Origin of the sequence: Paenibacillus thiaminolyticus (genome assembly GCF_003591545.1) — a bacterium.
GTDB lineage: Bacteria > Bacillota > Bacilli > Paenibacillales > Paenibacillaceae > Paenibacillus_B > Paenibacillus_B thiaminolyticus_A.
Window position 1 is genome coordinate 1 of sequence record NZ_QYZD01000027.1, and the last position, 24555, is coordinate 24555.

Here is a 24555-nt window from a genome sequence, read left to right on the forward strand (position 1 = left end):
GTCAATATGACCTCTTGCACAAACATCACTCGTTGTTCAGTTTTCAAAGAACAATTTTTCGCTCAAAAGCCGTCTATAAAGCTTCTAAAAGCCTTTATATTATTCTCTTTCGCGTCGTCGTTGCGTTCAGCAGCGACTTTTATAATATATCACATTCGAGCATTCTTCGTCAAGCATTTTCTTAAATCTTTTTTTCGATGTCTTTCGACATCTATCATCTGCTTGCCTCGGTCTCTCGAAGCGACGCTTATTAATGTATCACATAGGAATACAGCAAGTCAATAACTAAATCATAACCATTTTCAAGAAAATAATCGCCGCCAAACCGGGCACTCCAAGCAACCCGACCGTAGATAACGTGAACGGGTTGACAGGCACATATACGTCAGCAGCCAAGCTGGTCGCATTCACGATATATAGAAGCACGAAGGCCGCTGTGCCATGGAGGAGGAAGCTCAAGATTCCCCGCCAGGCGACTCGTTGGCGCAGCAAGACGAACAGCAGCGCAGCCGCCGATACGATGAGTACGCCAATCATCATCCATTTCATTTACGCCCACCCTTTCCCCAGCTCTAGCGCATGCAGCTTATCCCGTTTTGCTTTTTTGATTAACATCCCCACTCGCTTCTCGGCAGCCTCCAGCGTAAAGATCGCATAGTCGACCTCATCTTCACCGACTGCATACTGGAATCGGACATGGGCCCGTTCCCATTCCCGAAGTGCCCGTCTAATGTCATCCATCAGCTCTTCATGCTCGATCGCCTCCGCAACTTCCTGCTTTTGGACCTTGGAGAACCAACGCTTGATCGTCAGCCATCGCACGTTCCGTCCCTCCCCACTCCTTGGTATAACTAAGGTTATGGGAATCTGGACAAGACTAGAACCGAAAATGCTGACAAAAAGCCCCTGGCTGAATGCCAGGGGCTGAGATCGCTTATGCTATGATTATGCGCAGCCACAATGTTCGACGCATGAAGTTATTGAATTTCCCGCCGTCCCTCCAGCGCTTTGGACAGCGTTACTTCATCGGCATACTCCAGGTCGCCGCCAACCGGCAAGCCGTGGGCAATGCGCGTCACTCGGATACCGAAAGGCTTCACCAGGCGAGATATATACATCGCCGTCGCCTCTCCTTCGATATTCGGATTCGTGGCCAAGATCAATTCCTTAACCCGCTCATCGCTTAGCCGCTTCAACAATTCGGATAGACGGATATCCTCCGGCCCAATTCCCTCCATCGGAGAGATTGCGCCCTGCAGTACATGATAATACCCCTGGAACTCCTTCGTGCGCTCCATGGCCACCAGATCCTTCGTCTCCTGCACGACGCAGATTACGGACGAATCCCGGGTCTTATCCTGACAGATCCGGCACGGATCCGAATCGGTTATATTGCAGCATACCGAGCAGTATTGCAGATTGCGCTTCACGTTGACCAATGCTTTGGCGAAATCGATAACATCATCTTCAGGCATGCGGATGACATGGAACGCAAGGCGGGCAGCCGTCTTGGGCCCGATGCCCGGCAAGCGGGAAAATGCCTCGATCAACTTCGCGATCGGTTCTGGATAATACAAGGCTGCCTCTCCTTTTCAATGGCATAGGATGCAGACGCCGCTTCTCGCGAACCGGCTATCCGCGTGACAGACTCCGCAAAATCGAAATCTCCGTTCCTATAGGGCATATTCAAAAAGACCGGTTTTCAGCACGAAAGAGTGCAACAACTCAAAGCGGATTTCTGAATGTCCTCTACAATAAACAGAAGGGCATATACCGAATGGTATATGCCGAACATGTCGCCTTACTTAGAACAAGCCAGGAATTTTCATACCGCCTGTAAATTTGGCCATATCGTCATTTGCCAAATCTTCTGCTTTGGTCAGCGCGTCATTGACGGCGGTAATCACGAGATCTTGAAGCATTTCGATATCTTCCGGATCAACGACTTCTGGCTTAAGCGTAATGCTAAGCACTTTCTTGTGGCCGTTCACTTCAACGGTAACTGCCCCGCCGCCGGAGGTTCCAACTATTTTCTTGTCAGCCAGCTGCTCCTGGGCCTTCAGCATTTGCTCTTGCATCTTTTTAACCTGCTTCATCATTTGATTCATATTGTTCATCGCTGTAATTTCTCCTTTTTTACATAGAATAATATAATTACTCTTTTATGACAACGAGGTCTTCTCCGAACATGTGGAGTGCCTCGTCAATCCAAGGTTCTTGCGCCGGTTCCGCTTCGGAACCTTCCGGCTCCAGCCGGAACGCCGGCTCTTCCTTCTCTCCGGCAGACTTCTCCGCCGCCTCTTCCCAATCCTTCAGCATCATCGTATCGAGCTGATACGGCTTGCCGAACACTTCGGACAAGACGCGCTCAATCACCTGCTTGTTGTTGGGCTTCTCGGTCGTATCCCGGTGAATCGTATTTTTGAAGGCGACCAGCACCCGATCATCCAGTGCCGATACCGGCTCCCCATTGACAAGCCAAGCATGAATCGTGACGCCGGCTTCCTTCACCCGCTGCAGCGCCTGCCCCCAATTGGAGCGGATGCGGTTCGAGTCAGCGGAATCCTTCGAGGCCGTATACCGTTCGAAGTGAGGCGGCTGCTTCGCCATCCGCGATACCCGCGCAGGCGCTCTGGTGGCCGCTGGGGTCCGTTCGGCTTGTCCGCCGTCTGCCCGCCCATCCGGTATTCTCGCCTTCGCCAATTCATTCAGCTTCGCTTCTAATGACGCAACTTGACGCTGTAATTGTTGCACGACGGAAGAAGATCCCACCGCATCGGAACGATCGGCCTGCCGTTCAGCCGTTCCCGCCTCCGGTTGGCTGCTCAGCGCCCCCGGTTGGTTCTGCACGGCTAACTGCAGCAAGGCTACCTCGAATAACGTTTGCGGTTGCACCGCATATTTCATGTCTGTCTGATACCGGTTCAATGTGTCGATAATCTGGAACAGGCTCGCCGCTTCAAAAGCATCGGCCAGCTCCCGGAACGCTTCCACACGCGTCAGCCGATCCGTCAGCCCTTCTCCGTCCGGCACCATCTTCATCATCAACAGATCCCGGAAAAAGTAGAGCAGACTCTCCATGCACTTGTCCGCGCTCTTCCCTTCCTGCATCATCGATTCCACCGTGGCCAGCACGGATCCTACATCCCCTGCTTGAACGGCACGGGCGATATCCGCGAACTGTTCCTCCGGTATGCCGCCGGTGATGTCAAGGACTTGCCGATAGTCAAGACGTCCATCGGTGAAGGATGCCGCCTGATCGAGCAGGCTGATCGCATCGCGCATGCCGCCATCCGACAGCTTCGCGATATAGGTCAGACTGTCCCGGTCTGCCTCAATCGCCTCATCCCTGCACACTTGCTCCAGTCGGGCAACCTGTTCTTCTAGCGTCACTCTGCGGAAATCAAACCGCTGGCACCGGGAGATGATAGTCGCCGGCAGGCGGTGAGGTTCCGTCGTAGCTAGAATGAACATGACATGGGCAGGAGGTTCCTCCAGCGTCTTGAGCAGCGCGTTGAAGGCCTCCGTCGTCAGCATGTGAACCTCATCAATAATATACACTTTGTGGCGGACCTCGGAAGGCGCGTATTTGACCTTTTCCCGAAGATCGCGAATTTCTTCTACGCCCCGGTTGGATGCGGCGTCAATCTCGACGACATCCATGACCGCACCGGCGGTGATGCGCCGGCAGGCTTCGCATTCATTGCAGGGCTCTGGACCGGGTCCCTGTTCGCAGTTGACCGCTTTGGCCATGACCTTCGCAGCAGTGGTCTTGCCGGTTCCCCGGGGGCCACTGAAAAGGTAGGCATGCGAAAATCGCCGCTCACGCAGCGAGTTTTGCAATGTCTGAATGATATGCTGTTGTCCGACCATGTCACCGAATGACTGTGGCCGCCAAGCGCGATACAATGCAATATGTCCCATGCTGTAACCTCGAGAGCGTTTTTCTTATTATACTATATCACAAATTGTAAAAAAACAGCCATTCCCTCTCTTTGGCAATCAGGAAAACGGCTGTTCATGACTCCTATTATGTTCGAAAATCCCAGCGTTTATGGCAAAGGGAATGGGAAGTAGAGGGTGAATGTCGTGCCATAGCCTTTGCTCGATACCCGTATCGAACCGCCCAGATCATGAATAATGCGCTGGCAGACAGACAATCCTAGACCTGTGCCGTTCGCCTTGGTCGTGAAGAACGGATCGAAAATTTTGTCGATAATGTAACACGGGATGCCCGGACCCGAATCATGAATGTCGATCAGCACCCGCTTGCTCTCGTCATCCCGTCTTGCCGTCACATTCAACACGCCGCCTTCGCTCATCGCCTCGATACCGTTTTTGGCAATATTAATGAACACCTGCTTGAGCAGCTCGCGGTCACCGATGACCAGAGGCAGCGGCTCGTCCGCCTTGTAGTTGACTTGAACCGCATGGAGAACCGCCTCATTCTGAATGATAGGCAGAATCTCGCCCAGCACCTGGTGGAGATTCACCCGCTCTATCGTAAGATGCTTCGGCTTGCTCAGCAACAGGAACTCGCCGACCAACTCGTTAATCCGGTTAATCTCGGTCAGCATAATATCGGTGTAATGCACTTCCTTGATCATGCCATGCTCGTTGAGCTTCTTCTTGAACATTTGCAGGAAGCCCTTGATTGAGGTTAGCGGGTTGCGTATCTCATGAGCCGTGCCGGCTGCGATCTGGCCGATCATGGCCAGCCTGTCGCTCCGCTGCACTTGCTCTTCCAGCGAGCGCAGATTAGACACATCCTTGAACAACACGTAAGCCCCAACAATCTGGCCCTGGTCATCCCGCAGCACGTTCGAGTCCATCAGCAGATCATAGCGATCCGATCCATTGGTCCAGGGGACGGCATGATTATGTGTGACGACACCTTCCAGAAGCGACCGCTGCACAAGATGATATTCGGTCGGCATCTCGCCGAACAGGTCATTGACCCGGCGATGCAGCACTTCAGGCTTCACCCATCCGAGAATCCGGCATGCCATATCGCTAATATCCACCAGGCGGAACTGGACATCGAGAAGCAGGATGCCCAGATTGACGTCCTTCAAAAAAGCACCCGCAAACTGCTGCAGCAAATTCAGCTTCCCTTGCTCCTGATCCTGGCCCTCTGTCGATCCGGCAGAGGAGAGGGAACACGCTTGCTGAGAACCAAGAGACTGATTCAATTCCGTCATAGGCTCACCTCATCGTATTATTGCGCCCATCTCTACCGCTCCCTGATGATGCCGGGAGATACCTATAGTATTCCGTAAACGCAAAAAAAATCCTGCCTTATTATTAATATTTGAGCATATATTCATAAATGGAGAACAAAAAACACCGATTCGCTCGGTGTTGGATATTCGATATGGAACCGTGCACCTGTTATTGATAATTGTGATCCGAGCGGCACCCTCGTCTTACAGCTCAGGTCAGGCTTCCCTCCGGCACATGAAAAACCCTACTTATGGCTGCTTCCTTCCGGACCTGACCAGATTCATAGGTATCCATTGCGAAGGACCCGGCCGTCAACACCAAAGACGAATACCAAGCCTCACATCAACAAAACCTCTAACAGGAATTCAACCTCGCTATAGCGGATTGCGAGTTACAGGGCACCGCTACCTCCCCGTCTAGCACGGCATAACTTAGTATAGACGATCTGTGCCGAAAGTGCAACCAAAGTCAATTGTTTACAGCTTTCCGGCCCTCCGCCGGTTCATTCTCCGCATCGGCTTCGACATCTCTGAAGCCCCATAATACCAGCGTTCCGGCTGTGTTAATGAAGCCGTACAGCGCATATGCGCCTATATGCGTGTTGTCCAGCGGATACCCGCGCAGGATGGCACAGGTAACCAGCACCATCCACGCTGTCCCGAATACGATCCAGAACGGGCTCAAGCTCAGTCTGCGGCCGATGAACAGCAGATAGAGACAACCGAAGCCGATAATGATGCTGTACGCGACAAGCAGGCTCAGCCATGCCAGGGCCGGATTCGCGTCCGTCTGCTCCAGCCAGCCCCATGCCAGAAACGCCCCCTTGGCCAGCGCAAGCAATCCGTAGATGACGCCCCATATGACGAGCGCTCCTGCCATGGATAGCAGGCTCTCGGCTGCGAGACTGGAGAGCTTCGTCTCATGCGGGGGATGACTGCTACGTTCCGCCTGTGCCCAGGCTTGGTAGCGCCGCTTCCCCCATATTTCTACGGCGGGGGCCAAGAGCAGCATCGCTCCCGCCGCGAGAAGCAGCGTGGGGGACAGATCGCCGCGCAAGAGCCGGAGGAGATATCCTAAGCCGAATCCGAACAGCTTCTCGGCCATGATGTCACTCCTCCCCCGGTGCGGAGAGCCCGGCCTCGAAGTCAAGATTTACCGGGGCGGCAGGCAGGGACTATCCGATCTCCGGCAGCATATCGGTAACCGGGAGGTCTCGTCTACCTCATGGGGGCAGAGCCCGGTTATGAGCCAACCCGGCGGAGCGGTCTGCGGAGCCCGCAGCGGGTTGGACGGCTGCGCAGCGTCATCATATACATCGCGTCTGCATAAAAAAATAAACCCCCTCGCCGTCACCAGCAAGAGAGTCTAGATTTAACGTATTACATGCCATATTTCTTCTTAAATCTATCCACACGACCGCCTGCATCAAGAAACTTCTGTTTGCCTGTGAAGAACGGATGGCAAGCCGAGCATACCTCTACCTTCAGGTTTTCCTTAACCGAACCTGTTTCGAACGTATTGCCGCATGCGCAAGTTACCGTTGTAATGTGGTATTTTGGTTGAATCGCTTCTTTCATTCGAATTCACCTTCTTTCCGCCCTGAGCCCTTTGCGTGCCCAGAGTTATATAGAACAATAATGAATTATAGCACGGCCCGCCCAACTGCGCAACCAGAAAGTAGCGCATCGGGAAGAGCCCTCGCGTCTGTCGAGCAGCCCGGCGAAGCTATCTCAGCCGCTCTCTATCAGCTGACTGAAGTGCTCCGGGTGCGGCGCGTCGGCGTCGGCGTGTTGCCGTTCGTATCCAAGGTAGCCAAGAATTCCGTGTTCGTTTTCGTATCACGCAGCTTCTTCAGGAACTGATCGATGAACTCCGGCGTTTCGTTCATATTTTTCCGAATCATCCACAGCTTGTCGAGCTCTTCCTTCGACAGCAGCATCTCCTCCCGGCGGGTCCCGGAGCGTCGGATATCGATGGCCGGGAAAATACGGCGTTCCGCCAGTTTGCGATCCAGATGCAACTCCATGTTCCCTGTGCCTTTGAATTCCTCATAGATGATATCATCCATGCGCGACCCGGTCTCGACCAGAGCCGTCGCCAGAATGGTCAGGCTGCCGCCTTCCTCGATGTTGCGCGCCGAACCGAAGAATCGCTTCGGACGATGGAAGGAAGCCGGATCGATACCGCCCGACAGCGTCCGGCCCGATGGCGGAATAACCAGGTTATACGCCCGAGCCAGCCGGGTAATGCTGTCCAGCAGGATGACTACGTCCTTCTTGTGCTCTACGAGACGAAGGGCACGCTCAAGCACCAGCTCAGCGACCTTGATATGATTTTCGGGCACTTCATCGAATGTGGATGCCACGACTTCGCCCTTAACGGAACGCTGCATGTCGGTTACTTCTTCCGGGCGCTCGTCGATCAGAAGCACGAACAGCTCAATTTCAGGATTATTCTCCGAGATGCTGTTCGCGATTTCTTTTAAGAGAAGCGTCTTCCCGGCCTTAGGCGGTGCGACGATCAAGCCGCGCTGTCCCAAGCCGACAGGAGCAATCAAATCCATAATCCGTGTTGAAATGCGGGATGGGGAAGTTTCGAGCACCAGCTTCTTCTGCGGATAAAGAGGAGTTAATGCAGGGAAGTGCAGCCGTTGCGCGGCATCTTCTGGATTTTCGCCATTCACGGCATTGATCTGCAGCAGACCGAAGTAGCGCTCGTTCTCTTTCGGAGGACGGCACTTGCCTGAGACGACATCCCCCGTTCTCAGATCGAATCTACGAATTTGGGACTGCGAGATATAAATATCCTCCGCGCTCGGCAAATAGTTGATCGGACGGAGGAAGCCGAAGCCTTCCGGCAAAATGTCAAGAACGCCCTCCATGAACATGTAGCCGCCCTGCTCCGCTTGCGCGCGTAAAATCGCGAAAATCAATTCTTTTTTCTTCAATTGACCGTAGCCCGGAATTTGGAACTCCTTCGCCAGCTTGTACAATTCGGTCAACTTCTTCGTTTCCAAATCGGAAATTTGTAAATCCATGAATACAACTCCTATTCTGTTATAAAATGCGGACAATGTCGTATCAATAAGTCCATTTCCCTTATTCAACTCGGGAATACAGCAGTTGTTCTTTTATCTATGTCATTGTATTGATGGGCTGTTTCACCGGAAAGAAATCGTGGACGGAATGAAGATGAGAAGATGGTGGGCCAGAGGCAGCCAATTCTTCGTCATAGGTTGATATATCGTAGAAATAGAAATCTTGTTCTGTATGGATTGTGCCCATATCAATCTATTATTAACCTATCTTTACCCCAACAGAATCGATTTATTCCACCTGACGCCATACATCGGCGCCAAGATTGCGCAAATTGGACACGAGATGATCATACCCGCGGTCGATAAATTCCACTCCTGAAATCTCCGTGACATCGGTATCTACCGTTAAGCCGGCAATGACGAGCGCGGCACCGGCACGCAGATCGGAAGCTCGCACCTTCGCCGCATTCAGCTTCGTGCCTTCGATCACGGCGGTTCGCCCTTCAACCCGTATTTTGGCTCCCATGCGGGCCAGCTCCGGGACATGCTTGAAGCGGCTGCTGTATACGAGATCCGTCAGCATGCTCACCCCTTTGGCTTGCGTCAGCAAGCTGGTCATCGGGGACTGGAGATCCGTCGGAAATCCGGGATAGACAAGCGCCTTCACATCGATGCTGTTGTATTCGGGCTGGCCGATAACGCGAAGCGACTCATCGCCCTCAATAACGCGCACGCCCATTTCTTCCAGCTTCGCCGTAAGGGCTTCCAGATGTTTTGGAATAACATTGTCGATCAGAATATCGCCGCAGGTGGCCGCAGCCGCAATCATATACGTTCCCGCCTGAATGCGGTCCGGAATAATCGAGTGCGTGCAGCCGCGCAGGCTGTCCACGCCTTCAATGCGGATCGTCTCCGTGCCCGCTCCCTTGATGCGGGCGCCCATCGCATTAAGCAGTGTGGCAACATCTATAATTTCAGGCTCTTTGGCCGCATTTTCAATAATCGTAGTGCCCTTGGCGCGTGAGGCCGCAAGCATAATGTTAATGGTCGCCCCTACACTGACGACATCCAAATAGATTTTGGCGCCGCGAAGTTCCCGCGCGTAAATATGGACGGAGCCGTGATCGTTCGTCACCGTCGCGCCCAGAGCTTCAAAGCCTTTGATATGCTGATCGATCGGGCGAGGCTCGAAATTGCAGCCGCCCGGCATGCCGATGGTCGCTTCGCCGAACCGGCCCAGAAGCGCGCCCATCATATAGTAGGAGGCACGCAGTTTTTTAACGGGTCCATTGTGCATCGGTACCGAAATCATCCGCGACGGATCGATGCGCAGACAGGAACCTTCCCAGCTAACCTGTCCGCCAAGCTCCGTCAAGATCTCCATATAAGTGGCGACATCGCTCAGTTCGGGCAAATTATCCAGTACGACTTCCGTCTCCGCAAGGATTGCTGCAGGAATAAGCGCTACCGCGCTATTTTTGGCACCGCTGATTTGCACGGCACCCCGAAGCGGCCGACCGCCGCTAATCATTAACTTCTCCATGACAAGCCAGTTCCTCCCATGCGTTGCTGACAACCCCGATAGCCGGCGACATCCGGCTTATATCGGCTCCCCATAATGCAAAAAGGGAAGAACACCGGCGAACCGGTGCTATTCCCGCATTCGTAAACGTAAGTATTAACTATGGAATTGCGCTTGTTACGCCTGGTTGTTGCTGCCGAACAAGCGAATTTTGCCGCGAACGACTTCCACCATCGCTTTACGAGCTGGAGTCAAATACTTACGAGGGTCGATAACATCGGCATCCTTCGCCAACGCTTCGCGAATCGCTGCCGTACAAGCAACTTGGTTCTCGGTGTTCACGTTGATTTTGCCGGCACCTGCCGCGATTGCTTTGCGGATGGATTCGTCTGGCACCCCGGAACCGCCATGAAGCACAACCGGTACAGGAATTTTGGAAGCTACCGCTTCAATGATATCGTAATGAAGTTTTGGCTCGCCTTTGTACATGCCGTGAGCTGTACCTACCGCAATCGCCAGCGCGTCAACGCCCGTTTCTTCATAGAAACGGATTGCTTCATCCGAGTTAGCCAGCTGTGCGGATGCTTCATCCACTTCCAGGTCGTCTTCGACCCCGCCGATAGTTCCCAATTCGCCCTCGACGGATACGCCCATCGCATGAGCCGCTTTAACGACTTCCTTCGTCAAGCGAATGTTGTCTTCGTATGCATGATGGGATCCGTCGAACATGACGGATGAGAATCCTGCACGGATACAAGCCATAGCGACTTCAAATGTGCTGCCGTGGTCAAGATGCAAAGCGATTGGCAAGCCGGATTTCTTCGCAGCCGCTTGCGCCATGGCAACCGTATATTCCATTCCCATGTAACGCAACGCCCCTTCGGATACACCGAAAATAATTGGGGCATTCTCTTCCATAGCTGCTTCCGTAATGGCTTGTGTGAATTCTAGGTTGTTAATGTTGAATTGGCCCACCGCAAATTTGCCCGCTTTTGCTTGTGGCAGGAATTCGTTCATCGAAACTAATGGCATGGTCTCCATCCTCCTAAGAAGTTGTCTGTGTCTGTATTTCTTGTAGTTAGCCGACATCCAGTACGGTGTTATTATATCACATTTGCCCGTAAAAAAGTAAACAACCTCTTGACAAACCCTGCCTCTTCAAGACTGCCGTCAGACCGCCATTTCCACGCCTCGTCATTCATCCGTCCCCGCAAAACAAAGAAGCCGGGTGTCAGCGCCCAGCATCGTTCAAACCTATGTCATTGCCTTGTCTGTCGGGTCATGTCGTCATATTCGCCGGGTTCGCCGCCGAATGGTCCTGTTGAAGCGTCATGTTCACCGCCACTCTCATCTCATCAATGTCGAACGGCTTCGTAAAATGCATGATCGCGCCGAGATCGGTCGCTTCCTTGATCATATCCAGCTCTCCGTAGGCTGTCATCATAATCACTTTCATCTGCGGCTCCATCTTCTTAATCTGCTTCAAAATTTCCAAGCCGTCCATGCCTGGAATCTTCATGTCCAGCAAGACAATATCCGGAGATTCCTCACGCACGATGTTCAATGCAATCTTCCCGTTGGAAGCCTGGTAAGTCGAGTACCCTTCACTGCTGAACACTTCCATCAGAAGAACTCGAATACCGTTTTGATCATCGACTATCAATACTTTCTTCTTATCCAACTGGTACCCCTCCCATCGTGTAACACGAGCGAGTGCATCCGCTAAGACAGGCGTCGCCTCGTATGAACATGCTTTTTTTTCCAAAGCAAGAATAATGGTACTTATTCGCCTTGATATATTAAAATCCTGCTTGAAATACGGAAAAACATGAACTTCCCCCTTACGAAGTGCAAAAATAGGCGGAAATCCCCATAATGGGAATTTCCGCCTGGTTCATTATCCGCGGTGTGCCACTGCCGCCCGGACAAACTCCCGGAACAGCGGCTGCGGGCGATTCGGACGGGATGTGAATTCCGGATGGAATTGCACCGCCAGGAACCATGGATGATCGGCCAACTCCACGATCTCGACCAGCCGCCCGTCCGGAGACGTGCCGCTGAACTTCAGCCCGGCGCGCTCCATCGCTTCACGGTATTCATTGTTGAATTCATAACGGTGACGATGGCGTTCATACACCAGCTCGTCCTGATAGCTTGCCATCGCAAGCGAATCTTCCTGAAGCTTGCACGGATACAGTCCCAGACGCATTGTTCCGCCCAGATCCTCGATGTCCTTCTGTTCCGGAAGCAGGTCGATGACCGGGTAATCGGTCGACGGATTGATCTCCGAGCTGTTCGCGCCCGTCATGCCCAGCACGGAACGGGCATATTCGATAACCGCCACCTGCATGCCGAGGCAAATGCCGAAGAACGGAATCTTCTGCTCGCGCGCATAGCGGATCGCGGATACCTTGCCTTCAATGCCCCGATCCCCGAAGCCGCCCGGTACCAGAATGCCGTGGACACCTTCGAGATGCTCCCGAGCATTCTCATCCGTAATCTCCTCCGCATTGACCCAGCGGATGTTCACTTCCGTATTCGCATCGAACCCTGCGTGCGCCAATGCTTCGACGACAGACAGATACGCATCGTGCAGAGCGACATATTTGCCTACGATCGCAATCTCTACTTGTCCCTGAAGCTGCTTCACTCGATCGACGAGCTTGATCCACTCGGTCATATCCGGCTGCTGCGTCTCCAGCTTCAAATGATTGACGACAATATCATCCATGCCTTGATCGCGAAGCATCAGCGGCACTTCATACAAAGTGGACGCATCGCGGCATTCCACGACGGCATTGGCATCGATATCGCAGAAGAGCGCGATCTTGCGCTTCAAGTCCTCGGACAAAGCGTGCTCCGTCCGGCATACGAGCATGTTCGGCTGTATCCCGATGCTCCGCAGCTCCTTCACGCTGTGCTGTGTCGGCTTCGTCTTCACTTCGCCGGCAGCCTTGATGTATGGAATCAGAGTGACATGGATGTACATGACGTTGTCGCGGCCCACATCGCTCTTAATCTGGCGGATGGCTTCCAGGAACGGAAGGCTCTCGATGTCGCCGACGGTGCCGCCGATCTCGGTAATAACCACGTCGGAACCGGCTTCCTTGCCGGCGCGGAAGACGCGCTCCTTGATCTCATTCGTAATATGCGGAATCACTTGAACGGTGCCGCCCAGGTATTCACCGCGGCGCTCTTTGGAGATGACCGAAGAATAAACCTTGCCGGTCGTAACATTGCTGTTCTTCGACAAGTTGATGTCGATGAAGCGCTCGTAGTGTCCGAGATCGAGATCGGTCTCTGCTCCGTCATCGGTAACGAACACTTCGCCATGCTGATACGGGCTCATTGTACCCGGATCTACGTTAATATAGGGGTCGAACTTCTGGATCGTAACCTTCAGCCCCCGATTCTTCAGCAATCTTCCCAGGGACGCTGCGGTGATCCCTTTGCCTAGAGAAGATACAACGCCGCCCGTCACAAAAATATACTTTGCCACTGGTGAAACCCTCCTATGATCAAATGCATACAAGACATGTTCTCGGGAGGCTTTGACTCTTGAGTCAGGGTTCGAAGAAATCACATACTGCCTGATGTTATCGTAACCCATTTGCACGAGAAAAATTGATGAAAAAATGTCAATAAAAAATAAAAAAGTGACTCCCGTAGTGTCACGGGGCACTTTCATCTTTTAGCGTCAAACAACCTATTCAATTACAAACAAATCAAAAGCCCATATGCTAGTTTACTCTGTAGGACATGCCGTGTCAAGGGAACGTTTACGGATTTTCCAGCTAATTGATCAGGGTGCCGTCCCGATCCAGTTACACCCATCGGTAGGAGGGGATTTCCGCCGCTTCCAGGCGGCAGCGGCCAGCTCCGGCAAGCGGGACAAGAAGCATGACAAGCCGCGCGAGAGAGCGGTTCCATTAAAAAACCGTTTGCTTATCTTCCCGCCGAAGCGCCTCCAGGGAGATCGCTCGGGAATCATAAGCAAACGGTCCGTCACAGCCATAGGAGCGGATTCCGATTACCGATCTTTATCCTCGTCCATATCCGGCTCTTCTTCCTCGTCAGGGTTGTCTTCATCGATCTCTTCCTCATCGATCATGACTTCCTCTTCTACTTCGGCCTCTTCTTCTTCATCCACAAACATTTCTTCATCGTCTTCGCTCTCTTCGTCCACGAAGCCGAAGTCTTCCTCATTGTTGTAGCTGTCGTCCTCTTCGACGAAGATATCGTCATCCTCCAGATCATCGTCGTCATCATTAATGATGCGAGGACGCTTCGTGCCCATCGACTCTTCCGAGCGATCGACAGGATACCAGCGCTTCAAGCCCCAGAGATTGTTCCCTACGCACGCGAAGCGGCCATCAATGTTGATTTCCGTATATAACTGTGCAATGACATCATTAATTTGCTCTTCGCTAAGTCCGCGAAGCTTCGCAACTTCATTCATCAGATCACGGTAGTAGAAAGGCGTGTTGGCTGCTTTCAGTACGAGGAAAGCAATATCCACCATCGGCATTTCTTGCACTTTGTCGGGATCTAACTTCAATTCCAACGGGGTGCTCATAAGGACACATCCTCTCTCAAAGGTTCAAACGGATAGTTACGATCATATCCAGTTTCACACCTAAGTAAAACCGATTTTCCATGAAAAAGCAAGTTTATCCGACGCGGACAAAAAAATGCCACATGTCTGTCCACTTCCCCTGCCGTAAATGGAATAAAGAAACGCGAAGGGCATCCCTTCGCGTTCGACTGTATCCGCACCACAGACAGGTTTACACCTCGTCTACCGTGTGCAAAGCCCCTCGCCGGCTCTTCTTCATCCTATGTCTGCAGCCGCCTTTTGACACGGAAGAAGGCCTAACTTTCGCAAAAAAGGCAGCTACCCCAGTCCACCATCTTCCCCTTGGCATACGATACCCCACAAGGAATTGTCGGGAGGGACTCGACATTGGATATGACGGCCTTATTGCACATGTTGCTTCAACAGATGTCCTTAAGCGGACGCCCTGCGGCGAAGCAGTTGATTCGCTTCCACCAGCCGGAACGGTTCGTTGCATTCAGTCAGGCGCTCCGCAGGCTTCGCCGGAATCGGCCCGAGCTCCAGCATATCCGCGAACTTCCGCTCATCCGCGCCTGGAGCTGTCCGGTTCCTGAATCGGTCGCACAGCTGCTGTCACGGTATCCGAACGAGTTCACGATAGAGGACGACGCGTTGATCGCGATTCAAGCCGCTTCTCACAGGCCGGTCTCCTGGGAGCGGGGCATTCCGTGGGGCGTACGGCAGATCAAGGCTCCGCAGGCATGGGGATCCACCACCGGGCACCGCGTACATATCGGCGTGATTGACACCGGCGCCGATTACCGCCATCCCGATCTCCGCCAGTCACTGATGCGCGGAGTCAACTTCGTTCACCGCGGCATGCCGCCTTATGATGACAATGGTCATGGCACCCATATTGCGGGCACGATAGCTGCGGCCAATCAAATGTACGGCATTATCGGCGTGGCTCCCCGCGCCCTGATCCATCCCGTAAAATCATTTGATGAGAACGGTGCTGCTTATGTGTCTGATATTATCAATGGCATTGAATGGTGCGTCCGCAACGGGATGCACATCATCAATATGAGCTTCGGTATGAAATCCCGCAGCAAGTCGCTGCTGCAAGCGGTGACCCAGGCCTATCAATCCGGGGTCACCGTCGTCGCTTCATCCGGGAACGACGCGAAGCGGAAGTCTGTCGATTACCCGGCCCGCTATTCCCAGACGATCTCGGTCGGGGCGACCGACCGCTTCCGGCGGATTGCGCCGTTCAGCAATCGGGGACAATTCGTGGACATTTACGCTCCCGGCGAGAAGATCGTATCCTCCTGGATTAAGGGCCAATACCATGAGATGAGCGGCACCTCGATGGCGACCTCGCACATCAGCGGTGCGATCGCGCTGCTGCTGGCCGTGCGTCCGCGCTTGAAGCCGGGCGAGATCAAGGCCTTGCTCCGGCGGACGGCGAATCCGATCCGCAGCCGCAAGACCCGGAACGTCCAGGCCAAGGTGCCCGGAGAGGTAGACGTTGTCCGCCTGCTGAAGGAAGCCGAGCGGCTGTAGCCCATCGCCTATGCCTTATCCTTGGACGTTGCTGGAAGCGAGCGGCCTTGGATGGGCCATGCGCATACAATTGCCGCGAACTGGCCTGATGGGCTGCCGAGCAGGCGTGCGCCGCCCCCTGGAGATAAAGCGCGCGAGCAACTGCTCCCGGAGAGGCTGTTCCTGTTCCAGGCGGGAGACATACTAACGAGCCTGCGGGATATTTTTGTTCTGCTTGTCATTACATGAATCTTCTTCCCGTTGGTCACGACCGTATTCGTCATATGATGAGCGAGGGGCAGCCGTTCCTTACTGTTGCGAGAAGCGGCCGCCCAGCTTGGATTCACGCCCGTGCTGCTTCCGCAATCGGCGCCGGCCAGTCCTCTATCGTATAGGCCATATCCCAGAACAGATATTCCAACTGGCAGCTGGTCACAAAATGCTCCTCCAGCCGCTGCTTGCGCGCCGCGGGTAAAGACTCTGCCCACTCATCTAGCAGTCGGCGCAGCTGCATCGTAATCCCGCTCTCCCGCTCTCCATAAAAATGCATCCATTCATAGAACGGATGGGATGGATCCGGCTTCACTTCCTCCAGCAGCTTGCGGCCGATTTCCGTGTACGTCCACGGGCAGGGCAGCAATGCCGCCACGATATCTTCCCGCGTTCCCCCATGGGCGACCGTTAGCATATGGTTGACATAGTGATTTGCTGAAGGGGCCAAGGCATAGCCCTGCAGCTCTTCGTACGTCACGCCGGCGACGTCGCAAAAATTTTGATGCGGATGGGTCTCGCTGTCCAAAATAAATGAAATTTGCTCGTTAAAAAGAGCCATCGCGGCGCGGTGGTCGCATTTGGAGATCGCAATCCCGTATACCCGAATAAAGGCGTTCAAGTATTCAAAATCTTGCTTGACATAGTGAATAAGCTGTTCCTTCGCTAACGTTCCTTCCGCGATGCCCCGAACGAAAGGATGGGCAAAAATCGCCGTAAAAATCGGATCCGCCGTACGCCGGAGTTCTTCGGTAAAGCATGCCATAGTCAGCACCTCCGCCACATTTTTGAGGAAATCCAAACCAGGGGCGCCGGCGCGGCCATACAAAAAAGCCGCCCCGAAATGGAGCGGCTTCGCCAAGTCTTCATAAAAAGAGCATGAATTCGAACCTGTGAAGGCCGTCTCCACTTTCCTACGCCGGTATTAACCGGATCAGGTTCAAAGGGTCCAAGCATGTCTTGTCTCAGCCGCCTTGCACGGCTCCCCTAGCGGATTTCGTATAAAGTTCCTTATCATGTCCTACTTTAGCTGTGATTGCCAATCTTGTCAAACTATTCTTACTGATTTATGCCTGCGCGCCGAAGCGTCTGCCGGACAAGCGCTCCTATACCGTTCATGTCATGCTAAGCGGTTCGAGATTCGCCCGCGGCCCGTTCCACAGTTCAAGCCACTTCTTGATCGCCGATACCATGATGATGATGCCGAGCACCAGCATAATGATGGACAGTGTGGCGTTCAATACGCTATACCCGGAAGCTGCCGGGTTAAGATACACGTTCTTGACCATCCAGTAGCCCGCATAGTTAACCGTGACGAACAAATATGCGAGCGGGATGAGGCAGGTCAGCATATACCTCCGCTTATCCGCTATCTTCAGAATAACTGTCGCGCCAATAATAAGTCCGATCGAGGCCATCAGCTGGTTGGAGACTCCGAAGAGCGCCCAGACCGAGCCGATATCTCCCGAGTAGAGCAAGTATCCCCACATGAGACAAGCCAAGGCGCTAGCGAAGATGGAGCCCGGTACCCAGTCCACCTGCTTCAGCGGCTTATAGATGTCGCCGAAGAAGTCCTGAATCAGATAGCGAGCCACCCGTGTGCCGGCATCAATTGCCGTCAGAATGAACACCGCCTCGAACATAATGACGAACTGGAAGAAGTAGGACGACAAGTGGCTGAACCACGGTATCTTGGTAAAAATGTACGTCATCCCAACGGCCAAGGTAACGGCTCCGCCTGTCCGTCCTTCCAGATCAAGGCCGATCTGCTGCGCCAGCTCCGGCAGATGCACGGTCGACATCCCGAGCGTCTTGAACACTTCCGGCGTTGAATTAATTGCGAAATAGTCAGCCGGTTGAAGCGCCGCCGCCGCAATAAGCGCCATAATTCCAACCAGCGATTCGACAAGCATCGCGCCGAAGCCGACCACCTTGATGTCGCTCCAGCGGTTGATCATCTTCGGCGTCGTGCCCGAGCCGACGAAGGCGTGGAAGCCGGAGATGGCTCCGCAGGCAATCGTGATCGAGATGAACGGCCAGACCGGACCGGCCAGTATCGGGCCGCCTCCATTCACGAACTCTGTGACGGCCGGGAACGGGATTGCCGGATTAATAATGAAGACGCCGAGGATAAGGGCGATGAAGACGCCGATCTTCATGAAGCTGCTCAGGTAGTCCCGCGGCGCCAGCAGCAGCCAGACGGGCAAGGCGGCAGCGAAGAACGCATAGATGGGCAGCAGGATCGCCAGCGTACTTGAGTCCAGCGTCAGCCAGTCTCCTAGGACGGTGCCTTGGATCTGGGGTCCGAGAAATACACCGGCCATGAGCAGAATGAAGCCGACGGTGGACGCAAGCTTCAGATTCCCCGTCTTCTTGTAGAACAAGCCGACGCCCATCGCGATCGGAATCGTAATCCCGACGGCGAAGGTGCCCCATGGGTTATGCTCCAATGCGTGGAGCACGACCATCGAGAGCCCGGCCATCGTAATTGTAATGATGAAGAGCATGGCCAGGCCAGTACAGAAGCCGGCTACCGGACCGAGCTCGTCCTTCGCGACCTCGGAGAGCGACTTGCCCTGCTTGCGCATCGAGGCGAATAAGACGACGGCATCATGCACCGCGCCGCCGATGACCGCGCCGATAAGCAGCCACAGCAGGCCGGGCAGGTATCCGAACTGCGCCGCCAGTATCGGCCCGACGAGCGGCCCTGCCGCCGCGATCGCGGCGAAATGATGACCGAAGGTGACCCATTTGTTGGTGGGGACATAATCTTTGCCGTCATTCAGTTCATGGGCCGGGGTCGGCTTGGAATCGTCGAGCTTCAGCACCTTGGCCGCCATGAACGTTCCATACAGCCGGTATGCGATCATCAGGATACATATCGATCCAATCACAATCGTTACCGCATTCATGTGAACCACTCCCTGCATTCGTATTGGAGTCATCATACAATATGAAAGCTTCTCAGCTTCGTTTTCATGACAGAATGCGATAGATGCCGCTTCAACTGCAAAAAGGAACCTTCGAAATGCAAACGATTACATACCGAGCAGCTGCTTCAACTCCTTCATATAGGTGCGGCTGACCGGAATGCGGGATCCATCCTGCATCTGAAGATGGAAGGTCGAATGGAACCACGGCTGAATCTCTACGATGCGATCCAGATGGACGAGAAACGCCCGGTGCACGCGGACGATGGAAGGATGATTCAGCTTCCGCTCCAGCTGGGTCAGTGATTCCCCAACCTTATACTTCCGCTCGGTCGTCGCAATGACCGTCTTCCCCTCTTCGAATCCGAGGTAGACGATATCGCCGACATGCAGCACGATGATTCGTTCGTCGACCGTGATGGCCAGACGCTCCTGCCGCTCCCTCTCCGCCATCCCGGCCCGGGCGGCGGCTGGTGCCGAAGGCGGCAAGCTCTCCCGCTCATGGAGGCGCAGCAGCTTGCGGATCGTCTGCTGCACCCGCTGCTCGTCGAACGGCTTCAATATATAGTCGGCGGCGTTCAGCTCGAACGCCTTCAGCGCAAATTCATCATACGCGGTAGCGAACACGACATCAGGCGGTGCTTCCAGCTCCCGGAGCCGGCCGGCGATATCGAGCCCGCTCTCTTCCTGCAGCTCAATATCGAGGAAGACCACATCCGGCTGCACCACAGCCACTCCCGCCAAGGCATCCTCCAACGTGTCCGCTTCGCCGACAACCTCCACCTGCCTCGTCCTTCTCAGCAAATAAATCAGCTCATCTCTTGCCAACGGCTCGTCATCGACGACAAAGGCTTTCAGCATGACGCTTCCCTCCATTCATGGAACTGAATCGGCACGGCAATCATTACCGTCGTCCCATATCCAGGCTCGCTGTCTATCCGGAAAGAGGCCTGCTTGCCGTATATCTCGGCCATTCGCTTCCGGATGTTGTACAGCGCCGTTCCGGTGCCCTCCGCGGAATCGACGGCCTGCTTGCCGAGCGTCCCCTGGATATCCTTCGATATGCCCTGTCCGTTGTCCCGTGTCAGCAGAATCATCTGTTCGCCTTCCCGGTACGCTTGCAGGGTCACGCTCCCGCAGGGCGGAGCCGCGCCACGAGGGAAGGCATGCCGCACGGCATTCTCGACGAGAGGCTGCAGCGTGAACGGCGGCACGAGCACATCCTCCAGCTCCGGATCGATATCGGTCGAGACAGTATACTTGTCCGGAAAGCGCGCCTGCTCCAAGGACAAATACGCTTCCACATGCTCCAATTCTTTGTGCAGCGGGATGAGCATCGTCCGTGCGCCCTGCAGATTGCTGCGGAAGAAGATGCTGAGCTGCTGCAGCAGATCGCGGGCCTTCTCCGGATCGGTCCGGCACAGCACCGAGATCGTGTTGAATGCATTGAAAAGAAAATGCGGATGAATCTGGGCCTGAAGCGCCTTAATCTCCGCATCGCGGAGCAGCTTGCTCTGCAGCTCCGCCTCGGCTAGCTCCAGTTGGGTGGAGAAAAGCTTGCTTAGCCCTTCCCCCAGCTCCTGCTCGACCTGATCGAGCTGCGTGGAGCGGGCGAAATACAGCTTCAAGGTGCCTACGGTCCGGTGATGCACCTTGAGCGGCAGCACGAGGGCCGCCTGCAGGACACAGTCTGTATTGAGGCAGTGGATTTCCTCTCGCGATTTCGCCATATGAATCCGCCCTTCCTTCATCACCGTCTGCGTAAGCTGGGTCGAGATCGGCTGGAGCGGCACATGATGATCAGACCCTGCCCCGACATGAGCCAGTATCTGATGCTCATTCGTGATCGAGATGGCGTCCGCATTCGTCTCCTTCAAGATAATTAGAGCCGCTTCCCGGCAGGAATGGGCGTTCAACCCTTGGCGGAAATAAGGCAGCGTCTGATCCGCGATGTAGAGCGCCTGATGGGTCTGCAAAGCGCGGGTCCGTTCCTCTTCCTGAAAAATCGACTGGATAATCAGCATGAAGAGCAGCGTGCCGAAGCCGTTGACGACAATCATGGGCACGCTGATCATTTTGACCAGCTCCAGCGCATGGCTCCAAGGCTCGGCCGCCAACAAAATAATGCCCATCTGCGCCCCCTCCATTAATATGCCGATGAGGGCTGCATGCCAAGCGGCATAACGGTTCTGAATGCGGAAGCGCTTACCGATCAGGCCGGTGACTATGCCAGCCATTATCGTCGAGATACCGCAGGCGAAGGCGGTGTATCCACCAAGCATCAGCCGGTGAATCCCCGCGAGCAGGCCGACGCCTGTCCCGACCAGAGGCCCGCCGAGCAGCCCGCCGATGGCCACCCCCATAATGCGCGTATTGGCGAGCGCGCTGTCACCATCGACGCCGGCGCTCCACGCCTGGGTCGAAATGAGATTGTCATGAATCTGGACGGCGGTGTAATTGCTTACAATTCCGAATGCGCCGAAGACGACGATCAGCATCAGCTTCGCGGCAATGCCATGCTCGTTCTGAATAATCTGCCGGAACGACTTCATCCGTGACAGCACAAACGCGATAATCAGCAATATACCGACCCGCTCCAGCATTAACGGAAGCAGGTGAACCATGGGCCTCACCTTCTCTTATGATGATTGTGCTTCTATTATACCTGAGAACCGGAAATAGACGATGGAGAATCATGCTATTCCACGCACGGCAGAAAAGCCGGGCCCGACAGGCGGGAACCGGCTCAATCGCGTGTTACTATTCGTCTTCGTCGCTGCCTTACATCCGTTCCGGAGCGGATACGCCGACCAGACGGAGCACATTGGCCAGCACGGTGCGCACTGCGCCCAGCAAGGCCAGGCGGGCCTGGGTCTGCTCCGCATCCTCGGTAATAACGCGCTCCGCCTTGTAGTAGCTGTGGAAGAGAGACGCCAATTCATAGACGTAGCGGATGAGGCGGTGCGGCGCATAATCGCGCGCGGCGACTGCAATCTCTTCCGGCAGCTCGCCCATCTTGCGAAGCAGGTCGTACTCATGCTCCGCGGTCAGCTTCGCCAGATGAATCTCCGCCAGCGGCTTCAGGGCGATTCCCTGCTCCTCCGCTTGGCGGAAGATGCTGCAAATCCGCGCGTGCGCATATTGCACGTAGTAGACCGGGTTCTCATTGGAGGTCGAGATCGCCAGATCCATGTCGAAATCAAGATGCGAGTCCATGGAACGCATCGTGAAGAAATAGCGAATGGCGTCGACGCCGACTTCATCCATCAGATCCTGCATCGTTACGGCTTTGCCCGTACGCTTGGACATTTTCACCTTCTCACCGTCCTGATACAGGCTGACCATCTGGGCGATCAACACGATAAGCTTGTCCGGATCGTTGCCCAGCGCTTCCATGGCGGCCTTCATCCGCGGAATATAACCGTGATGGTCCGCTCCCCAAATGTTGATGATCTGATCGTACCCGCGATCATACTTATCCATATGATAGGCCACATCCGGCGTCAAATACGTGTATGAGCCGTCATTTTTGATCAGCACGCGATCTTTATCATCGCCGAACTCAGTCGTGCGCAGCCATGTCGCGCCTTCATGCTCATACACCTTGCCGCGCGCCTTCAACGCATCCAGCGCCTTGATCACTTCGCCGTTCTCATACAGCGAGGTCTCGCTGAACCAGACGTCGAACGGTACGCCGAAGCGTCCGAGATCGCGCTTGATCTTATCCAGCTCCTTCTCCAAGCCATAGCTGCGGAAAAACGTCAGTCGCTCGGCATCCGCCAGGTTCAGCAGCCGATCCCCTTCCTTCTCGATGAGCTCCTGCGCGAAGCCCTTGATATCTTCGCCGTAATAGCCGTCCTCCGGCATTTCCGCTTCCTGCCCGAGCGCCTGCTTGTACCGGCATTCGATCGACTTCGCCAGATTGTTGACCTGATTGCCTGCATCATTAATGTAATACTCGCGCGTCATCTCATAGCCGGCGAAATCAAGCAAATTGCAGAGCGCGTCGCCGACGGCCGCCCCGCGGGCATGGCCCAGGTGAAGGCTCCCCGTCGGATTGGCGCTGACGAACTCCACCTGGATGCGCTGTCCGGCGCCCATGCCGATCCGTCCGTAATTGTCGCCCTGCTCGCTGACTTCGCGGATAACATCATGGAGATAGGACCGGTCCATCCGGAAATTGATGAAGCCCGGACCTGCAATCTCCGCGCTCTGGATCGAAGCCGCCGACAGATCCAGATTCTCCACGATAGCCTCCGCGATCTGGCGCGGATTGCGCTTGGCAATGCGAGTCAACTGCATAGCCGCATTCGTCGCCAGGTCGCCGTGCGACTTATCCTTCGGCACCTCGATGACGAAGGCCGGAAGCTCCGATTGCTCTGCCAGTCCAGCCTTGACGACAGCTTGTTCGATCGCCGCTTTGACAGACTCGTTCATTTTTTCCATTACACTCATGCTCATGTAACCTGCTCCTCCTAGTGCTTCAGCGGGCCTCGGCCCGTATCTGTAGTTGAAAATAACCGGCTCGCTCTTCTTCCATATATAGCGTATAGGACCATGACGCCGTCCAGGCGTGCAGCCTTCCGGCTTCATCCTGCTCGTATACGGGCGGCTTCCAGTCCGATGTCTCCGTGACGACGGAGAACCGCATGCCGCTTACTTGATAGTAGCCTCCGCCCCGCCCGTCCTTGACGAAGGACAGCTCCGAGTTCACGCTGCCCCGGCGCATCAGCTTGCCGCCGTGCTCGCCCGCTTTGAAGGTGACGGAGGTCTCCAGCGGATCCCCCCCGGCATGTCCGGCTGCCCCGGGCCCGACCGGACGCTCCGTGTCGGAAGCCGATTCCTTGTACAGCAGATAGAAGCTGCTGCCTTTCCGGTACAGCTGGCCATCCGCATAGAAAACGGTAACCTCGCCATCCTGCCGGCTCTCTATGGCGATGCGGACGCACTCGGCTCCTGTGTGATCATTGCTCATCTGATTCAACCTCAATCCCTGATGTGCATCATCTCTTCATCTTATCACTTCATTATCCGGTATGCGTGCTTCTTTTGCAACATGGAATGAGACGGCTTATTTCACAGCGGAGGCGTTCGAGCCGGCATCAATGCGGTCTGTTCCCTACGCATCTTCCGGGTGCATCCCAAGTGGTGACACCTGCTGCGGTCATATGGAAGAGGCAGGCTGCCAGCGGATGGAACAGGGAGTGAACCGCAAGCTTCATTCCTGATTCACTTCCCGATACGGGCCATATATAGACTCCCTCGCCAGCTCTCTCCGTAAGGAGATGCGCTTTTTCTTGATATTGAACGCTAGCGCTACTGGCTTGCGGGATCCGGCAGGAACGCCGGCTTCGATAAAGAAGTGGAGTTGCCTTCATAGGCGGCTTCTTTTTGCGTTGTGAAGGGCTCGATTTGCGCACCCTATATATATGGAAAACATATCGAAAATGAATGAAATATATATTTTTCATATAGA

At 54.5% G+C, this 24555-nt stretch carries 22 protein-coding genes, 1 other RNA gene and 1 riboswitch; of the genes, 2 read left to right on the top strand and 21 right to left on the bottom strand.

What is annotated here, in order from left to right; all coding sequences use genetic code 11:
- Positions 1 to 285: 285 nt before the first annotated feature.
- The 15 genes from DQX05_RS22470 to rpoE form a co-directional block, all read right to left on the bottom strand.
- Positions 286 to 549, bottom strand: a complete 264-nt coding sequence (locus tag DQX05_RS22470; protein ID WP_119795688.1) for a pro-sigmaK processing inhibitor BofA family protein — start codon at positions 547 to 549, stop codon at positions 286 to 288.
- Positions 550 to 822 carry a DUF2508 family protein gene (locus tag DQX05_RS22475; protein WP_119795689.1) on the bottom strand — a complete coding sequence of 91 codons (273 nt, stop codon included), beginning with the start codon at positions 820 to 822 and terminating at the stop codon, positions 550 to 552.
- A gap of 155 nt (positions 823 to 977) precedes the next feature.
- Positions 978 to 1577, bottom strand: a complete 600-nt coding sequence (gene recR, locus DQX05_RS22480) for a recombination mediator RecR (RefSeq protein WP_119795690.1) — start codon at positions 1575 to 1577, stop codon at positions 978 to 980.
- A 228-nt stretch (positions 1578 to 1805) separates the two neighbouring features.
- Positions 1806 to 2117, bottom strand: a complete 312-nt coding sequence (locus tag DQX05_RS22485) for a YbaB/EbfC family nucleoid-associated protein (RefSeq protein WP_119795691.1) — start codon at positions 2115 to 2117, stop codon at positions 1806 to 1808.
- 37 nt (positions 2118 to 2154) lie between these two features.
- Entirely contained in the window at positions 2155 to 3924 is a 1770-nt protein-coding gene (gene dnaX / locus DQX05_RS22490; protein ID WP_119795692.1) for a DNA polymerase III subunit gamma/tau, read from the bottom strand.
- A 128-nt stretch (positions 3925 to 4052) separates the two neighbouring features.
- Positions 4053 to 5201, bottom strand: coding sequence for an ATP-binding protein (locus DQX05_RS22495; protein ID WP_119795693.1), 1149 nt, complete (start codon positions 5199 to 5201; stop codon positions 4053 to 4055).
- A 179-nt stretch (positions 5202 to 5380) separates the two neighbouring features.
- Positions 5381 to 5648, bottom strand: an RNA gene (gene ffs / locus DQX05_RS22500) — signal recognition particle sRNA large type.
- Positions 5649 to 5691: 43 nt separating this feature from the next.
- Positions 5692 to 6327 (bottom strand): hypothetical protein, encoded by a 636-nt coding sequence (locus tag DQX05_RS22505; RefSeq protein WP_119795694.1) that lies wholly within the window; start codon positions 6325 to 6327, stop codon positions 5692 to 5694.
- Between the two features lie 275 nt (positions 6328 to 6602).
- The gene (gene rpmE, locus DQX05_RS22515; RefSeq protein ID WP_005545715.1) at positions 6603 to 6800 is read right to left on the bottom strand and encodes a 50S ribosomal protein L31; all 198 of its coding nucleotides are present in this window, start codon (positions 6798 to 6800) and stop codon (positions 6603 to 6605) included.
- 167 nt (positions 6801 to 6967) lie between these two features.
- Entirely contained in the window at positions 6968 to 8260 is a 1293-nt protein-coding gene (gene rho, locus DQX05_RS22520; protein WP_087441096.1) for a transcription termination factor Rho, read from the bottom strand.
- 289 nt (positions 8261 to 8549) lie between these two features.
- On the bottom strand, positions 8550 to 9803 hold the full coding sequence (locus tag DQX05_RS22525) for a UDP-N-acetylglucosamine 1-carboxyvinyltransferase (protein WP_006679008.1): 1254 nt from the start codon (positions 9801 to 9803) through the stop codon (positions 8550 to 8552).
- 156 nt (positions 9804 to 9959) lie between these two features.
- Positions 9960 to 10814 carry a class II fructose-1,6-bisphosphate aldolase gene (gene fba, locus DQX05_RS22530; RefSeq protein ID WP_119795696.1) on the bottom strand — a complete coding sequence of 285 codons (855 nt, stop codon included), beginning with the start codon at positions 10812 to 10814 and terminating at the stop codon, positions 9960 to 9962.
- Positions 10815 to 11061: 247 nt separating this feature from the next.
- A complete protein-coding gene (locus DQX05_RS22535) occupies positions 11062 to 11463 on the bottom strand; it encodes a response regulator (protein ID WP_006679006.1) in 402 nt (133 codons plus the stop codon).
- Between the two features lie 216 nt (positions 11464 to 11679).
- On the bottom strand, positions 11680 to 13281 hold the full coding sequence (locus tag DQX05_RS22540; protein ID WP_119795697.1) for a CTP synthase: 1602 nt from the start codon (positions 13279 to 13281) through the stop codon (positions 11680 to 11682).
- Positions 13282 to 13812: 531 nt separating this feature from the next.
- On the bottom strand, positions 13813 to 14358 hold the full coding sequence (gene rpoE / locus DQX05_RS22545; RefSeq protein WP_119795698.1) for a DNA-directed RNA polymerase subunit delta: 546 nt from the start codon (positions 14356 to 14358) through the stop codon (positions 13813 to 13815).
- Positions 14359 to 14745: 387 nt separating this feature from the next.
- Between rpoE and DQX05_RS22550 the strand changes: the two genes are divergently transcribed.
- Both DQX05_RS22550 and DQX05_RS31045 read left to right on the top strand, forming a co-directional pair.
- Positions 14746 to 15900, top strand: a complete 1155-nt coding sequence (locus DQX05_RS22550) for a S8 family peptidase (protein WP_119795699.1) — start codon at positions 14746 to 14748, stop codon at positions 15898 to 15900.
- A 51-nt stretch (positions 15901 to 15951) separates the two neighbouring features.
- Positions 15952 to 16128: a hypothetical protein gene (locus DQX05_RS31045; protein ID WP_182914875.1), complete on the top strand. Its 177-nt coding sequence runs from the start codon at positions 15952 to 15954 to the stop codon at positions 16126 to 16128.
- Positions 16129 to 16222: 94 nt separating this feature from the next.
- Here DQX05_RS31045 and tenA read toward each other — a convergent pair whose 3' ends face one another.
- The 6 genes from tenA to DQX05_RS22580 all read right to left on the bottom strand — a co-directional run bounded on the left by tenA (position 16223) and on the right by DQX05_RS22580 (position 24054).
- On the bottom strand, positions 16223 to 16915 hold the full coding sequence (gene tenA, locus DQX05_RS22555; RefSeq protein WP_119795742.1) for a thiaminase II: 693 nt from the start codon (positions 16913 to 16915) through the stop codon (positions 16223 to 16225).
- A gap of 128 nt (positions 16916 to 17043) precedes the next feature.
- Positions 17044 to 17148, bottom strand: a riboswitch (TPP riboswitch).
- Between the two features lie 116 nt (positions 17149 to 17264).
- Entirely contained in the window at positions 17265 to 19061 is a 1797-nt protein-coding gene (gene cstA / locus DQX05_RS22560) for a carbon starvation protein CstA (protein WP_119795700.1), read from the bottom strand.
- A 126-nt stretch (positions 19062 to 19187) separates the two neighbouring features.
- Positions 19188 to 19940 carry a LytR/AlgR family response regulator transcription factor gene (locus tag DQX05_RS22565; RefSeq protein WP_119795701.1) on the bottom strand — a complete coding sequence of 251 codons (753 nt, stop codon included), beginning with the start codon at positions 19938 to 19940 and terminating at the stop codon, positions 19188 to 19190.
- Positions 19934 to 21703 (bottom strand): sensor histidine kinase, encoded by a 1770-nt coding sequence (locus DQX05_RS22570; RefSeq protein ID WP_119795702.1) that lies wholly within the window; start codon positions 21701 to 21703, stop codon positions 19934 to 19936. Before DQX05_RS22570 ends, DQX05_RS22565 begins: the two co-directional genes overlap by 7 nt.
- A 157-nt stretch (positions 21704 to 21860) precedes the next feature.
- Positions 21861 to 23540 carry an arginine--tRNA ligase gene (gene argS / locus DQX05_RS22575; protein ID WP_119795703.1) on the bottom strand — a complete coding sequence of 560 codons (1680 nt, stop codon included), beginning with the start codon at positions 23538 to 23540 and terminating at the stop codon, positions 21861 to 21863.
- A gap of 22 nt (positions 23541 to 23562) precedes the next feature.
- Entirely contained in the window at positions 23563 to 24054 is a 492-nt protein-coding gene (locus DQX05_RS22580; protein ID WP_119795704.1) for a YwiB family protein, read from the bottom strand.
- Between the last annotated feature and the right edge of the window lie 501 nt (positions 24055 to 24555).

Bases quoted from the DNA above. Each gene is read 5' to 3' on its own strand.
- DQX05_RS22470 (WP_119795688.1), bottom strand. From the start codon at position 549: ATGAAATGGATGATGATTGGCGTACTCATCGTATCGGCGGCTGCGCTG.
- DQX05_RS22485 (WP_119795691.1), bottom strand. From the start codon at position 2,117: ATGAACAATATGAATCAAATGATGAAGCAGGTTAAAAAGATGCAAGAG.
- dnaX (WP_119795692.1), bottom strand. From the start codon at position 3,924: ATGGGACATATTGCATTGTATCGCGCTTGGCGGCCACAGTCATTCGGT.
- DQX05_RS22495 (WP_119795693.1), bottom strand. From the start codon at position 5,201: ATGACGGAATTGAATCAGTCTCTTGGTTCTCAGCAAGCGTGTTCCCTC.
- DQX05_RS22505 (WP_119795694.1), bottom strand. From the start codon at position 6,327: ATGGCCGAGAAGCTGTTCGGATTCGGCTTAGGATATCTCCTCCGGCTC.
- rpmE (WP_005545715.1), bottom strand. From the start codon at position 6,800: ATGAAAGAAGCGATTCAACCAAAATACCACATTACAACGGTAACTTGC.
- rho (WP_087441096.1), bottom strand. From the start codon at position 8,260: ATGGATTTACAAATTTCCGATTTGGAAACGAAGAAGTTGACCGAATTG.
- DQX05_RS22525 (WP_006679008.1), bottom strand. From the start codon at position 9,803: ATGGAGAAGTTAATGATTAGCGGCGGTCGGCCGCTTCGGGGTGCCGTG.
- fba (WP_119795696.1), bottom strand. From the start codon at position 10,814: ATGCCATTAGTTTCGATGAACGAATTCCTGCCACAAGCAAAAGCGGGC.
- rpoE (WP_119795698.1), bottom strand. From the start codon at position 14,358: ATGAGCACCCCGTTGGAATTGAAGTTAGATCCCGACAAAGTGCAAGAA.
- DQX05_RS31045 (WP_182914875.1), top strand. From the start codon at position 15,952: ATGGGCCATGCGCATACAATTGCCGCGAACTGGCCTGATGGGCTGCCG.
- tenA (WP_119795742.1), bottom strand. From the start codon at position 16,915: ATGGCATGCTTTACCGAAGAACTCCGGCGTACGGCGGATCCGATTTTT.
- cstA (WP_119795700.1), bottom strand. From the start codon at position 19,061: ATGAATGCGGTAACGATTGTGATTGGATCGATATGTATCCTGATGATC.
- DQX05_RS22565 (WP_119795701.1), bottom strand. From the start codon at position 19,940: ATGCTGAAAGCCTTTGTCGTCGATGACGAGCCGTTGGCAAGAGATGAG.
- DQX05_RS22570 (WP_119795702.1), bottom strand. From the start codon at position 21,703: ATGGTTCACCTGCTTCCGTTAATGCTGGAGCGGGTCGGTATATTGCTG.
- argS (WP_119795703.1), bottom strand. From the start codon at position 23,540: ATGAGCATGAGTGTAATGGAAAAAATGAACGAGTCTGTCAAAGCGGCG.
- DQX05_RS22580 (WP_119795704.1), bottom strand. From the start codon at position 24,054: ATGAGCAATGATCACACAGGAGCCGAGTGCGTCCGCATCGCCATAGAG.